At 59.8% G+C, this 14225-nt stretch carries 14 protein-coding genes; 5 read left to right on the top strand and 9 right to left on the bottom strand.

The genetic code is table 11. From position 1 onward, the window contains the following. Positions 1 to 145 precede the first annotated feature (145 nt). Positions 146 to 1072, top strand: a complete 927-nt coding sequence (locus tag AAIS01_RS23430; RefSeq protein ID WP_343470917.1) for a LysR family transcriptional regulator — start codon at positions 146 to 148, stop codon at positions 1070 to 1072. On the opposite strand, the gene AAIS01_RS23425 is transcribed toward AAIS01_RS23430, so the two are convergent. The 9 genes from AAIS01_RS23425 to AAIS01_RS23385 form a co-directional block, all read right to left on the bottom strand. Beyond that, positions 989 to 1306: an AzlD domain-containing protein gene (locus AAIS01_RS23425; RefSeq protein WP_047226873.1), complete on the bottom strand. Its 318-nt coding sequence runs from the start codon at positions 1304 to 1306 to the stop codon at positions 989 to 991. The two genes, AAIS01_RS23430 and AAIS01_RS23425, sit on opposite strands and share 84 nt — an antisense overlap. Continuing rightward, positions 1285 to 1998 carry an AzlC family ABC transporter permease gene (locus tag AAIS01_RS23420; RefSeq protein ID WP_343470916.1) on the bottom strand — a complete coding sequence of 238 codons (714 nt, stop codon included), beginning with the start codon at positions 1996 to 1998 and terminating at the stop codon, positions 1285 to 1287. Before AAIS01_RS23420 ends, AAIS01_RS23425 begins: the two co-directional genes overlap by 22 nt. Continuing rightward, on the bottom strand, positions 1995 to 2432 hold the full coding sequence (locus AAIS01_RS23415; protein ID WP_171061302.1) for a GNAT family N-acetyltransferase: 438 nt from the start codon (positions 2430 to 2432) through the stop codon (positions 1995 to 1997). Before AAIS01_RS23415 ends, AAIS01_RS23420 begins: the two co-directional genes overlap by 4 nt. A 13-nt stretch (positions 2433 to 2445) precedes the next feature. Continuing rightward, entirely contained in the window at positions 2446 to 3192 is a 747-nt protein-coding gene (locus tag AAIS01_RS23410) for a 2OG-Fe dioxygenase family protein (RefSeq protein ID WP_092402139.1), read from the bottom strand. A 233-nt stretch (positions 3193 to 3425) separates the two neighbouring features. Next, positions 3426 to 4712, bottom strand: coding sequence for an OprD family porin (locus AAIS01_RS23405; protein WP_343470915.1), 1287 nt, complete (start codon positions 4710 to 4712; stop codon positions 3426 to 3428). A 349-nt stretch (positions 4713 to 5061) separates the two neighbouring features. Beyond that, positions 5062 to 5265, bottom strand: coding sequence for a hypothetical protein (locus tag AAIS01_RS23400; protein ID WP_343470914.1), 204 nt, complete (start codon positions 5263 to 5265; stop codon positions 5062 to 5064). 245 nt (positions 5266 to 5510) lie between these two features. After that, entirely contained in the window at positions 5511 to 6617 is a 1107-nt protein-coding gene (aguA, locus tag AAIS01_RS23395) for an agmatine deiminase (RefSeq protein WP_343470913.1), read from the bottom strand. Between the two features lie 3 nt (positions 6618 to 6620). After that, the gene (aguB, locus tag AAIS01_RS23390) at positions 6621 to 7499 is read right to left on the bottom strand and encodes an N-carbamoylputrescine amidase (protein WP_343470912.1); all 879 of its coding nucleotides are present in this window, start codon (positions 7497 to 7499) and stop codon (positions 6621 to 6623) included. Positions 7500 to 7747: 248 nt separating this feature from the next. Continuing rightward, entirely contained in the window at positions 7748 to 10660 is a 2913-nt protein-coding gene (locus AAIS01_RS23385; RefSeq protein ID WP_343470911.1) for an aminotransferase, read from the bottom strand. Positions 10661 to 10849: 189 nt separating this feature from the next. On the opposite strand from AAIS01_RS23385, the gene rfbB reads away from it, so the two are divergent. Genes rfbB through rfbD form a run of 4 tightly spaced genes read left to right on the top strand, consistent with a single transcriptional unit; the run spans position 10850 to position 14224 of the window. Beyond that, on the top strand, positions 10850 to 11932 hold the full coding sequence (rfbB, locus tag AAIS01_RS23380) for a dTDP-glucose 4,6-dehydratase (protein ID WP_343470910.1): 1083 nt from the start codon (positions 10850 to 10852) through the stop codon (positions 11930 to 11932). Then, complete coding sequence (gene rfbA, locus AAIS01_RS23375; protein WP_343470909.1) at positions 11929 to 12804, top strand: glucose-1-phosphate thymidylyltransferase RfbA; 876 nt, start codon at positions 11929 to 11931, stop codon at positions 12802 to 12804. The genes rfbB and rfbA overlap by 4 nt, the downstream gene beginning before the upstream one ends. Beyond that, positions 12801 to 13346, top strand: coding sequence for a dTDP-4-dehydrorhamnose 3,5-epimerase (gene rfbC, locus AAIS01_RS23370; RefSeq protein ID WP_343470908.1), 546 nt, complete (start codon positions 12801 to 12803; stop codon positions 13344 to 13346). The genes rfbA and rfbC overlap by 4 nt, the downstream gene beginning before the upstream one ends. Then, positions 13343 to 14224, top strand: a complete 882-nt coding sequence (rfbD, locus tag AAIS01_RS23365) for a dTDP-4-dehydrorhamnose reductase (RefSeq protein WP_343470907.1) — start codon at positions 13343 to 13345, stop codon at positions 14222 to 14224. Before rfbC ends, rfbD begins: the two co-directional genes overlap by 4 nt. Position 14225 lies beyond the last annotated feature (1 nt).

Raw genomic sequence — 14225 nt, 5'->3', positions numbered from 1 at the left:
AAGCTCCAACCATCGTCTGCCGGAGCTTTTCGCCACAAAACCGCGACAACCGTGGCAAGGTGCATGATGATAGCCGGCATGCACTGCCTGGCCGGCGCCAGGTGCACAACAATAGCGAGCCCACTTAAGCAGAGGGCATTACCTCATGGATAGCAGAACCTTACGCAACCTCATGCGCATCGTGCAGACCGGCTCCTTGTCGGCGGCGGCGGAACATTCGTGCCTCACGGTGCAGGCATTGGCGGCACAGTTGAACAAAGTTGAGGAGCAGTTCGGTTTCCGGCTGTTCCGGCGGTCGAACAAGGGCCTGACGTTGACGAGCCAAGGCTCGGAACTGACGCCGTTCATGGATCAGGTGCTGGTTGCCACGCGGCAGTTGGAGGAGAAGGTCGCGGCGCTGAAGACGCCCCGACAGCGCACGCTGAGAGTGGCGCTCAATACCACGCTGCCGGCGGAGTTCAACCGGCGGATGATTGATCGGTTGATCGCCGTGTTTCCTCAGTATCAGTTGGAGTTCAGTTACGCCGAGTCGATGGAAAACCTGAGCAAGCTCAAGAATGAAGATTTCGACCTGGCGATCCTGATCGGTCCGCAGCAGAGCGGCTTTTCCAGCATCACCATGCCGGACGTTCAGGTGCAGGTGGTCGGCGCCCATTGTGGCGAAGAGGACGACTCCCTCGGTTTGCTCGGCGATAAGTTTCAGGTGCGTCCGGCCGAGGAATGTCCGTATTCCCACAGCTTCCTTCGCTTCCTGGATGCCGGCCTGGGCGAGTACGGCTCGAGCCAGCGGATGGTGTATTCCTGCAGTGAAACGCTGACCTTGTCGTTGATTACCCAGCTCGACGGACTGGGGCTGGTGTCCCGGGAAGCTGCGCTGCGTAACGACTTGACGATTTTCCCGGACTTCGAGGATTTCCTCGAGGTCCGCCTGGCGGTGAATAATCCAGAGTTGTCCGGCCAGGCACTGCACGATGTTGTGGACCTGACGCTAAAGGAACGAACCGAGCGCGATATACGCCGCCGTGCCCACCGCCACACTGAGAAACAGGTTACGGCTGAAATACGCACATAACAGCGTCGGAATCGCGGCATAGAATTCCGGGCGGTCGAGTTGTATCTGCTGATCCTTGATCAACAACGGGGTGAGGCTGATGGCAGCGACGATCGCCACCGGCAGGTATTCCAAGGCGCGGGCGACGAACGGTGGCCAGTTTTCAGTATTGACCTGCAGCGGCAGGGCCCGTGGCAGAAAGGTCACCGCCATCATCAGGGCCACGACCAGGATCAGGAACGTTTGGTCAGGCATACGCCCACCCCGCAGCCAACGAACGTGGCAATGAAGACATTGAACGGCGAGCTGCCCAGCAGGCTCAGCCCGCCCATGCAGACGACCGCCGCCAGGGCAGCGATCAGTTTGTTACGGGTGTTGCACAGCGAAACCAGCACGTAGAGCATCATCGCGGTCAAGGCGTAGTCGAGCTGGTATTTGATCAGGTGCGCCGCGTATTGCGCACAAACCGCTCCCAGCAGACCGCCGAGCACCCAGGATGTGTGGCAAAAGAGATTGAAGCCGATCAGATATCGCACGCTGACCGGTGCCCCAGTGCCGAGTTTGACGCTGTGGAAGGCGAACGACTCATCCGTGAGCCCTGCCGCGTAGCACCAACGCTCGAAACGATTGAGCCCCAACGCCCGCAATGCCTTGGCCATGTACACCGACATCAGCATGTGTCGCGCGTTGATCAGGAACGTGGTGAGCACGATGGTGGTCAGCGACGCTCCGCTGGAAATCAACGCCAGCGCCGCAAATTGTGAAGCACCCGCGTAAACGAACAGGCACATCGCCACCGGCAGCCACAAGGGCAACCCGGCGTTGACCGCCATCAGACCGAACACAAACGAAACCGTAAAATAACCCGCCACCACCGGACTGGCTTCAGCAAAGGTACGCGAGGCTTGTGGTTCGACCACCAGCGGCTGGCTGGAAGTCTTGCTCATAGATCCCTCTCGAAAGTGATTTCACCCCGAGGCTCACAAAAGCCCTGGGCTGCCCAAAACCGTTTGCCGGCCAGATTAGCATCGTCGACGAACAGGAACATGCGCAGTACGCCGACCCGTTTCATGTCAGCCGATGCCGCCTCCACCAGCCGCTGGCCCAAGCCTCGGGTGCGATGCCCCGGGCTGACGGCCAGGTGATTGATGGTGCCACGGGTGCCAAGCATGCCGCCAATCACCGCGCCCACCACTTCACCGCTGACATCGACGGCCAGGTACGCGGTGGTGGTGTCCTGCAACAATACCCCGCGCAAGAATCGGGCATCCTGCCACTCGCAGAACGACACTTCGTCGAAACCGCGAAAAAACTGCTCCAGTCGTTCGGCGTCCCTGACCATTGCCCGGCGCAACAGAACCTGTTGCTCCAGATCGTCCATGGGTTCGAGCTGTTCAGCGAACAATGTCAAAAGCGGTCCCGGGCCGCGAGAAGGAGATCGCCAGGATCTGCCTGAAAGCCATTTCATGGCTGTGGACGTTCCGGGCCGGGGTGACGTAATGGCGCATGTCGCGGTCGAGGAAGAACGTGGTGTCGAGAATGTCCTCGTAGGTAATCGCCGCCAGTTGTTCTTCCTGGGCGGTGTACAGACGACTCTCTGCGCCGGCCACATTATGACGGCCCCAGAAGTGCACGCCGCTGAACGGATACCCGTCGCAATGGATGCCCTCAGGGGTAATTTCCAACTGCTTGCCCGGCTTGATCTCGATACGGATCTGATGGATCTGGCACTGCCAGATTTCCTCGTGCAGTTCCTGAGGAAGGACGTTCTTGTACACCTCAAAGTCCGTGTCGATCAGACTGCGCATCACCGGTGAGTTGATCACTTCGTTGGAAAAATCCTGGAAGTGCCGCTCCAGTCCACCGACATAGCTGTTGTTGGCCTTGGACTGAATGTAGGCTCGGTGCTCGAGCTGCGAGAGTTCGCGGGTCCTGGGGTTGTATTCGAAGTCGCTGTAGCGGCGAAAACGCATGCCTGACTCGGCCTGGCCGTAGTAGCTGTCGGGCTCCATGTTTTCCCAGCTCTTGGTCAGTCGGACAAAGTCACCGAAATGACCGTAGAGATTAAAGTCTCCACCGCGGACGTTGACGTATTTGTCACGTCTGAGCGCTTCGCCGACTTCCCTGTTCAGAACGATCATTTTTCATAGGTCTCCACTGCATTGAGCAGCCTAATCTAGTGGGTACAGTATTTACGTCCATGAGAAAGTATTTGAGGCATTTCAAGCCATGCTTGAAACGGTGGGCAATGTTTCATTAGTACGACTTTTTCTCGGGAAAACAGACTGTTCCAACGGTTTTTTTGCCGTCCAAAGAAAAAACCCCGAGTTTGCGCTCGGGGTTTTTCATCAGGCGTTTTGAACGTGATCAGGCATCAGAAGACGCTGATCGGATAATCCACGAACACCCGCAGCTCATTGCCGCTCACGTTGTACTCGCTGGACTTCTGCGAAACACGCAGGAACGAACTGCGCAACCGCACGCTCAGGTCTTTGGCGGGGCCGTTCTGGACCACGTACTTGAACTGATTGAAGATCTCGCGCTCGGTCCCGCCTTCGCTGGTGGACGTGGTGATGTTATCGCCACGCACATAAGCCACGTTATACGTCAGGCCGGGAATCCCGAACGTGGTGAAGTCCAGGCCATAACCCAATTGCCAGCTGCGTTCGTCTTCAGCGTTGAAGTCGGACCAGAAGGAGTTGGCCAGGTAGATCGTGTTACCGCCGTCACCGACACGATTCTGCTCACGCTGATAACCGCCGTAGGCATAGCCCAGGTTGCTGTCGCCAGTGCTGCGCTGGTGAGCCAGTGTGAAGCTGTGCGGTCCGGTGGCGAAGGTGGCGGCCAGGCTCCAGATTTTGTTGTCGTCGCCGGTAACGTTGTTTTCGCGAACATAGCCGTTGTCCAGCTTGGTGCGATAGCCGTTGAAGTCCAGGGTCAGGGACTGATCCTTGGCCAGCGGGAATACGTAGTTGGCGTTCACGTACTGCTTCTTCAACACGTCCTCGACATCCGAGGCGTAAAGCGAAGCCTTGAACTGCTCGGTGAACTGATAGCTGCCGCCCAATACGTTGATCGACTTCAGGCCACCGCTGTCACGGCCCTCGGCGCTCTTGCGCGACTCGGCGGTGAAACGTCCAGCGTTCAGCTCCAGGCCCTTGATCTCTTTGGAAGTGATCAGCGTGCCGGTGTAGCTTTCCGGCAGCAGGCGCGAGTTGTCGTAGCTCAGCACCGGCAGGGCCGGCATCTGGTCACCGTAGGCCAACACGGTATTGGAAACACGGAACTTGACCGCTGCGCCAAACTTGGACAGGTCATCGGCCGCGTTGCCGCTGTCGCCTTGCTTGAAGAAGTCGATGCCGCCCGCACCGCTGCGACCTTTGCCGCCATCCAGACGCAGCGCGTACAGACCGAAGGCGTCTACACCCACGCCCACAGTGCCTTGGGTAAAACCGGACGAGAACGTTCCAATGGCGGCCTGGCCCCATTCGGCTTTGTCTTCGTTACCGTTTTTGTAGTCGCGATTCATATAGGCGTTGCGTAACAGCACGTTCAGGCTGCTGTCCTCAACGAACCCCTTGGACTCAGCCTGGTCGCTGGCCATGGCGTATGTCGTGTTTAAAATCCCCAGTGCGATCAGAGCAATGCGCTTGTTCAACATGATTATTTTCCTTGTACGGGTTGATACGCACTGCGACGGCAGCCGAAACGGCGCTTTTGCGCTCTTTTTCGGACTCTTGCTCCTGAAAATAATGAAAAGGCCCGCCCACGAACGATCGTGACGGGCCTTTTTATTATTTAAGAGTCATGGCTGTTAGCCACAGGCGTGGACGAATCCTAGTCCTGCCCTCAACGATGTGTCAATTTCGTGAATCGTCTGTAATCAGGTGGAAAAATTTAAAGAACCGGAACGGTTTCGTGTGGAGCGCCAAGTGTGAAGGTTCCGTGTCCATCGCCCATAAAAAAGGCGCTGCCATTGCGGCCAGCGCCTTTTATCAATCCGTTGAATTCTAGCCTTGCATCACATCCCATAAAGCTTCCAGTTCAGCCTCGCTGAACAGGCCATCCGGATAGCGCTCCTTGATCATCCGACGCGGGTCAGGTTCTCTGATCTGACGCGATCCGTTGGACTTCAACCACTGCGCCAAGGCTTTAAGCGACTCACCATTCACAACGGCCAAGGGATGGTATGTGCGCTCGCTTATCATATTCATTCCAGCGCCCTCTCCTGGTTGATGAGCGGCCAATTTATCCAAGGTTTATGACAAAACAACTCAGCTCCGCTCCCCAGAACTGCCGCGATACAGATACAAGAGCTATGCCAATGTGCCTGCACCGCCGATCTGCGGACATAAAAAAGCCCGCATCCCCAATCAGGCCGCGGGCCAAAGCAAAATGGATCCAAAAAGCCCCGCACAGAGCTGCCGCCAGCGCTATTGCCTGGCTGTTACATCACCACTCATTTTGTTTGCGGCGCAGGCTGTTGTTGGGTAAGGCAGTGGATGTTTCCGCCCCCCAGTAACAGTTCGCGCCCCGGCACCATGACCACTTCGTGCTCTGGAAAGAGCCTTTGCAGAAGCGCTTTCGCCGGGCCATCCAGTGGATCGTCGAAGCTCGGCGCGATGATGCCGCCGTTGACGATTAGGAAGTTCACGTAGGAACCGGCCAACCGCACGGTCGGATTGCGCTCCTGGGAGCCTTGCACCGCGTCCACGCCGGCGCATTCCTCTTCGGTGGCATACAACGGCCCCGGAATCGGCATCTTGTGCACTGTGAACGGGCGTCCCTTGGCGTCAGTGCTGTTTTGCAGTACGTCCATCGCGGCGTGGCAGCGAGCGTAGTTCGGGTCCTGCGGGTCGTCGGTCCAGGCCAGCAATACTTCGCCAGGGCGCACGTAGCAGCAGAAGTTATCCACATGGCCGTCGGTTTCGTCGTTGAACAGGCCGTCCGGCAGCCAGATGACCTTGTCCACCGCCAACTGCGCACTGAGCACCGCCTCAATGTCCTCGCGACTCAGGTGCGGGTTGCGATTGCGGTTGAGCAGGCATTCCTCGGTGGTGATCAGGGTACCCTCGCCATCGACGTGGATCGAGCCGCCCTCAAGCACGAAACCTTCGGTGCGGTAACGCGGGCTGCGTTCAATCTCGAGAATCTTGCTGGCCACTTGCGAATCCCGGTTCCACGGCGCATACAGGCCACCCTCAAAACCACCCCAGGCATTGAAATCCCAATCGACACCGCGCACTTCGCCCCTGTCATTGATGACGAACGTCGGGCCGGTGTCCCGGACCCAGGCATCGTCGCTGGACATTTCCACCACACGGATATTCGGCACGTCGAGATGCGCCCGGGCATTTTCGTATTGGTTCGCCGACACCGCCACGGTCACCGGTTCGAAGCGGGCGATGGCTTTGGCGACCGCCACATGAGCAGCCTGCGCGGGCTTGCCGCCGAGGCGCCAGTTATCCGGGCGCTCGGGCCAGACCATCCAGACCTGGGTCTGGGGTGCCCACTCGGCGGGCATGTGGAAACCATCCGCGCGGGGAGTGCTGTGCAACGTTGTCATAAATCAGGACTCCAGTGAGCCATCGAGGGTTTTGATCGAGCCGTACAGGTCGGCACGACGATCACGAAAAGTGCCCCAGGCACTGCGAATGTGTTCCAGCTCGTCCAGGTCAAAGCTGTGCACCAACACGCCTTCTTCGGTTTCGTTCAACGCCTGGACCTTTTCACCGAACTGATTGGCGATGAACGAGGAGCCGTAGAACGTGATGTCGTAGCCATCCTGCTCTTCGTTGCCGATGCGGTTGCTGGCCACCAGCGGCATCACGTTCGCGCCGGCATGGCCTTGTTGCACGCGCTGCCAGTGATCGCGGGACGAAATGCGCTTGTCGTGCGGCTCGCTGCCAATAGCAGTCGGGTAAAACAGAATTTCCGCGCCTTGCAGCGCCATGCTGCGGGCGCACTCGGGGAACCACTGGTCCCAGCAGATGCCCACGCCGATCCTGGCGTAGCGAGTATTCCAGACCTTGAAACCGGTATCGCCAGGGTTGAAGTAGTACTTCTCATGGTAACCAGGACCGTCCGGGATGTGACTCTTGCGGTATACCCCCAGGTTACGGCCGTCGGCATCAATGATCGCAATACTGTTGAAACGCGCACGACCGGCCCGTTCAAAAAAGCTGATGGGCAAAACGACCTGCAGCTCCCTGGCGACTTTCTGAAAATGCCTGATTGCGACGTTATTTTCGACCGGAGTCGCCAATTGCAGGTAGTCCGGGTTGGGCTTCTGGCAAAAGTACGGCGTCTCGAACAACTCCTGGAGCAGGATGATCTGCGCTCCTTTGGCGGCGGCCTCGCGAACCTGCTTTTCAGCGGTCTCGATGTTGGCCTCCAGATCCCAGGAACAGGCCATCTGAGTGGCGGCGACGGTGACGATACGACTCATGAATGGCGCTCCAGAGCATGTGTGGTGTCGACTTTATAACCGATAAAAATCGGCTTTAGAAGTATAAAACTCTCGACACCACGTAAACCCCGCCGTTAAAGCCGACAAAAATCGATTTCAAGCATGCTAAATCCTGTGGGAGCGGGCTTGCTCGCGAAGACGGCGGCACATTCAACATCGCCTACAACTGCCCCACCGCTATCGCGAGCAAGCCCCGCCCCCACAGGAAAAGCGTTTGCCTCAGCTAGTCAAACCCCCTCGTCCAATACCTTCGCCAGCATATCGACAAAGAAATCCACGCTCTGGCGGCTGGTGACCATCGGCGGTTTGATCTTGAGGATGTTCAGGTAGTCGCCGGTCGGCTGCATGAAAATGCCCAGTTCCCGCAGGCGATTGCACAGCACCGTGGTTTCTTCGGTGGCCGGCTCGAGGGTTTCGCGGTTGCGGATCAGCTCCACACCCAGGTAAAAACCGGAGCCATGCACCGCACCGACCAACGGATATCGGTCGATCAAGGCTTGCAGGCGGGCCTTGAAATGCCCACCCACCACCTGGGCGTTTTCCCACAGTTGTTCTTCTTCCATGACGTCCAGCACGGCCATGCCGATCTGGCAACTGACCGGACTGCCGCCGGCTGACGAGAAGAAATACCCTTCAGCTTCCAGCGCCTCGGCGATTTCCCGGCGGGTGATGACCGCCCCCAGCGGCTGGCCGTTGCCCATGCCCTTGGCCATGGTGATGATGTCCGGCACGACATCCTGCTCTTCGAACCCCCAGAAAAATTCGCCCATGCGCCCGTAGCCGACTTGTACCTCGTCGGCGATGCAGACACCGCCGCGCTCACGCACCATCGCGTAGACCTGCTTCAGATAGCCCGGCGGCAATGCGATCCCACCGGCATTGCCATACACCGGTTCGCAAATGAAGCCGGCGAGCTGGCGCTTGTGTTCGGCGATTTTTGCCAGGTTGTGCTCGACGCTGCGCAGGTAGTCCGGCGCGCTGTTGGGGCCGCGAAATTCACCGCGATAAGTGTTTGGTGCGGTCACCGGATGTACCCAATCCGGGCGACTGCTCAGGGCCTTTGGGTTGTCGGCAATGGACGTCGAGACCGCATCGGCCGCTACCGACCAGCCATGATAGGCCTCCAGCACACTGAGCATGTCCCGGCCGCCGCTGTAGGCCCAGGCCAGGCGGATCGCCAGGTCGTTGGCCTCGGTGCCACTGTTGACCAGAAATACCCGATCCATGCCGGGCGGCGCCAGCGCCAGCAAGCGCTCGGAAAACTCGGCAATTGCGGCGTAGTGAAAGCGTGAGTTGGTGTTGAGCAGCGACCACTGCCGGGCCGCCACCGCCGCCATGCGCGGATGCCCGTGGCCCAGCACCGCGACGTTGTTGAGCATGTCCAGGTAAGAACGGCCCTGCATGTCGATCAGGTGATTGCGCCAGCCGCGCTCAATGCGCGGCGGATCAACGTAATAGTGCTTCTGCGAGCGGGCAAAGCTCGCATCGCGCCGGGCCAGCAGCTGCTGGGGGTCGATCTCTGGCTCGGCATCACAGGCCAGTCCCAGCAGCACCGCCGGCGAGGGGCAGAGCGCCTGCCAGGCCGACGCCCTGGATGGCGTGCAGAACAACGGTGGATTCAGGTGAGCGCCGCGACACAACTGCACCCGCAGCGGTCCATCGACTTCGCCCAAGACCTGGCCCTTGACCAGCGCGGCTCCGGAATGCAACGGCGATGTCACGCCCCACAGCCGAACGCTCAGTTGCACGCTGTCCAGTTGCAACATGCCGTCGGCAGCCTTGTGCACCACCCCGGCAAACGGCGATTCCAGCGGCGTGCCCCGCGGCACCTGCAATTCTACGTGTAATGGATAAGTATCCGGTTCAACGGCGCTGTCCGGCCGAGTCCGAGACAATCGGTACTGCCCGTAGCGGCTGGCGGCCAATCCATGGACCGCGGCGGCTTCGCTCAGCAGACGCTGGTCGATCCCCTCCTGCTCCCAGTTGCCGGCTTCGAAATGCGGGCTCAGCACACCCAGATCGATCAGGGCGAACTCGCGACCCACCAAGGTCGGCAACAGCGGCACAAAGCCTTCGCTGGCAACCGGTGACAGATCGTGGCCCACGCACGTGAGGATCGCCGCTTCCATCAGTTCGAACGGCACCGACTGAGCCACCCGGAAAATCTCCCACTCATGGTCCAGGTTGTCGCGGCTGTATTGATTTTCCGGATCGATAGCCACCTGCTGTTCGCCGCTGAGCACCAGCACGGCAGCGCGGGCGACGATGAGTGGCCAAAGCGCCAGCAACTCCTCATGTTGCAGCGGGTTGAGCGCGTTGTAAGCCTTGATCGCCGGCAGGATGAAAAACGGATCGCCGTCGGCGTGGTGCAACAAGGCTGCACAGGTCACCGACAGATCGGTCACGCGCCAGGTACGGATCAGGTCGCCGAAATCGATGACGCCCTGCAATTGCCATTGGCGCTGGGCATCGCGCTGCCAGACCACGTTGTCATCGGTGATGTCCATGTGGATCGCCTGCACCGGCAGGCTGGCCTTGAGCGGCTGCAAACGCCGTTCGGCCTGTTGCGCCGCCTCGGCGATCAGGTTACGCGCTTGATCATCCTCGATAACAGGCAGCAGATGACCGATCAGCGCATTGGCGTGGCGGGCATCCCATTGCAAGGTACGCTCCAGGCCAGGGTGATCGAACGTGGCCAGCGCCAGGTCGATGTGCGCGCACAAGCGCCCAAGGCCCGTGATCAGTTCAGGCCCCAAATGGTTGAACTGGGTGAGTGGCTGGCCGTCGATGTATTCCAGCAGTCGTACATGAACCGCTTGCCCTGCGATCTCCAGGGTCAGCAGATCCTGGCCATTGTTGGCCGCGATCACCCGCGGTACTTTCACCGCGCCGTCCTCGGCCAGGTGCTTGAGGGCGGCATGTTGGGCCTGAAGTTCCTGGGCGGCGTAGTCACCATGGCAAATCTTCAGCACAAACCGCCCGCGCTCGCTGTCGACGCGATAGTTGAGGTCCTGCTGGCTACCCAAGGGTCGCAGGTCACCGCTGAGTCCGTAATTCGAGCGCAGCAGCACCAGCGCCTGTTCGGCACTGATCTGTGGGCTTGGCAAACTGGCACGGTGAACCAACGTGGCGAGCGGCATACAACACCCCTGAGGTGGTTTTATCGGATGCCTATCTCGCCATTGAGTCGGGGGATAAGCAACCCCTTTGCCGCAGGTGAATTGCCAAGCGCGTGAGCGTGCCCCGAAATATCCTGCTTGCACCGCCCTCGCCATGCCGACAAGCTATGCTCCAATGCTTTGTTGTTCCACGGAAAAAGGCTTGATCGGATGCGCATTCTCATCACTGGCGGTGCCGGTTTTATCGGCTCGGCGCTTATACGGCACTTGATCCTAGATACTGGACATCAGGTCCTGAACCTCGACAAGCTGACCTATGCCGGCAATCTCGAATCGCTGAGCAGCATCGATCACGACAGCCGCTACGAGTTTGTCCAGGCCGATATCGTCGATCAACCGACGGTCAGTGCGATACTGGCAAGGTTCCAGCCTGAGGCCATCATGCATCTGGCGGCCGAGTCCCACGTGGACCGCTCCATCGACGGCCCGGCGGACTTCATCCAGACCAATATCGTGGGCACCTACAGCCTGCTGGAAGCCACCCGCGCCTATTGGCAGACCCTGGCCGAGCCGCAGAAGCGCGCGTTTCGCTTCCATCACATTTCCACCGACGAAGTGTATGGCGACTTGCATGGCGCGGATGATTTGTTCACCGAAACCACCGCCTACGCCCCCAGCTCGCCGTACTCAGCGAGCAAGGCAGCTTCCGACCACCTGGTACGGGCCTGGCAGCGCACCTACGGCTTGCCCGTGCTGCTGACCAACTGCTCCAACAACTATGGGCCGTTTCACTTTCCCGAGAAGCTGATTCCGCTGGTGATCCTCAATGCCCTGGCCGGTAAGCCGTTGCCGGTATACGGCGACGGCCAACAAGTGCGCGACTGGCTGTACGTCGAAGACCACGCCCGGGCGCTGCTCAAGGTGGTGACCGAAGGTGCCGTGGGCGAGACCTACAACATCGGCGGCCATAATGAACAGAAGAACATCGACGTGGTGCGCAGCATCTGTGCCCTGCTCGAAGAACTGGCGCCCCACAAACCCAACGGCGTGGAGCACTATGCCGACCTGATCACCTTCGTCAAAGACCGCCCCGGCCACGACCTGCGCTACGCCATCGACGCCGGCAAGATCGAGCGCGATCTGGGCTGGACGCCCCGGGAAACCTTCGAGACCGGCCTGCGCAAAACCGTGCAGTGGTACCTCGAAAACCTGCTCTGGTGCCGACGTGTCCAGGACGGTAGCTATCAGGGCGAGCGCCTGGGCTCGCTCGACAACAAGGATGCAATTGCATGATGAAAGGCATCGTTCTGGCCGGCGGCTCCGGCACCCGACTGCACCCGATTACCCTTGGGGTTTCCAAGCAGTTGCTACCGGTTTACGACAAACCGATGATCTATTACCCGATTTCGGTGCTGATGCTCGCCGGCATCAAGGACATCCTGGTGATTTCCACCCCTCAGGACTTGCCGCAATACCGCAATCTGTTGGGCGACGGCAGTCAGTTTGGTGTGAAATTTAGCTACGCCGAGCAGCCATCCCCCGATGGCCTGGCCCAGGCGTTCCTGATCGGCGAACAATTTATCGGTACCGATCCGGTGTGCCTGATCCTGGGCGACAACATTTTTCACGGTCAGCATTTCGGCGAGCAACTGCAGACGGCCGCCACCCGGCAGACCGGCGCAACGGTATTCGGTTACTGGGTCAAGGACCCTGAGCGATTTGGCGTGATCGATTTCGATCCCGAAGGACGAGCCATTTCCATTGAAGAAAAACCTACCGCGCCCAAATCCAGCTACGCGGTAACCGGCCTGTATTTCTACGATAATGACGTGATCCAGATCGCCAAAACCATCAAACCCTCCAAACGAGGCGAACTGGAAATCACCGACGTTAACAACGTCTACCTGCAGCGCGGCGACCTGCACGTCGAGCGTTTCGGCCGCGGGTTCGCCTGGCTGGACACCGGCACCCACGACAGCCTGCTGGAGGCTTCGCAATATGTGCAAACCATCGAGCACCGCCAGGGCTTGAAAGTCGCCTGCCTGGAAGAAATTGCCTACCAACAGGGCTGGGTCAGCCGCGAGCACATCCTTGAGCGCGCCCAGTACTTTGGCAAGACCGGTTACGGCCAATACCTGTTCCAGATCGCCGGAGAGACACGTTGAACGTCATCGCCACCCGACTGCCTGAAGTCCTGATCATCGAACCGAAGGTTTTCGGTGATGATCGCGGCTTTTTCTATGAGAGTTTCAACGCCCGGGCGTTTGCCGAGGCCACCGGCTGCGCCTTGCAGTTCGTCCAGGATAATCACTCGCGCTCGGCCAGGGGCGTGCTGCGCGGCCTGCATTATCAAATTGAACAAGCCCAGGGAAAACTGGTGCGGGTCACGGCCGGGGAAGTGCTCGACGTGGCGGTGGACATTCGTCGCAGCTCGGCCACTTTCGGGCAATGGGTGAGCGTACGCCTGTCGGCGCAGAACCATCGGCAACTGTGGGTCCCACCAGGCTTCGCCCATGGCTTCGTCGTGTTGAGCGATAGCGCTGATTTTCTCTACAAAACCACCGACTACTATGCGCCCTCGGCCGAGCGATGCATTCGTTGGAACGACCCGGACCTGGCCATCGACTGGGAACTGGAAAGCGTGCCGATCCTGTCGCCCAAGGACCAGGCCGGCAAGGCTCTGCACGAGGCCGACTTGTTCCCATGAATACCTCCTTGCGCATCCTGATCATCGGCCAGAACGGCCAGGTCTCCCGAGCACTCCAGTCGCGCCTGACGGGCCTGGGTGAATTGATCGTGCGCGGCAGCGATCAGCTCGACCTGGCTCGCCCCGATCACCTTCGTTCACCCATCACAGCCCTGCGCCCTGACCTGATCATCAACGCCGCCGCCCACACCGCCGTCGACCAGGCCGAGAGCGAACCGGAGCGGGCCTTCGCCATCAATGCCACGGCGCCGGGCGTCCTGGCTCAAGTGGCGGTCGAGTTGGGTGTGCCGCTGATCCACTACTCCACCGATTACGTCTTCGATGGCCACAAGCCTGAGCCCTACACCGAGGCCGACTCGCCCAACCCGCTGAGTGTCTACGGGCGCAGCAAGCTGGCCGGTGAGGAGGCCATACGCCACGCCGCCGGGCAGCACCTGATATTGCGCACCAGTTGGGTGTACTCCAGGGAAGGACGCAACTTCCTGTTGACCATGCAACGTCTGCTGCAGGAAAAACCGCACTTGCGGGTGGTCAACGATCAGATCGGCGCACCGACCTGGGCCGGGACGATCGCCGACAGCACCGCCCACTTGATCGAGCGCTGGCAGGCCGGCCAGTGCGGCGCCTGGGGGACTTACCACCTGACGGCGCAGGGTGAAACGTCCTGGTTCGGCTTCGCCCAGGCCATCGGCGAGCACCTGATCGAGCAGCACAAACCGTGCGCGGTGCTTGAGCCCATCCCCTCCAGTGCTTACCCGACTCCGGCCCCACGCCCGCTGAACTCGCGTCTGGATTGCACGCGCCTGCTTGAGCAATGGGGGGTCAGCCAGCCCGACTGGCGAAGCGCGTTACACCAGTGCCTTGCCGCTGGACACTAGG

It is taken from the genome of Pseudomonas halotolerans, assembly GCF_039581215.1.
Lineage (GTDB): Bacteria > Pseudomonadota > Gammaproteobacteria > Pseudomonadales > Pseudomonadaceae > Aquipseudomonas > Aquipseudomonas tehranensis.
The sequence above is the reverse complement of the archived record's forward strand: the minus strand, read 5'-3'. Positions and strand labels throughout refer to the sequence as shown.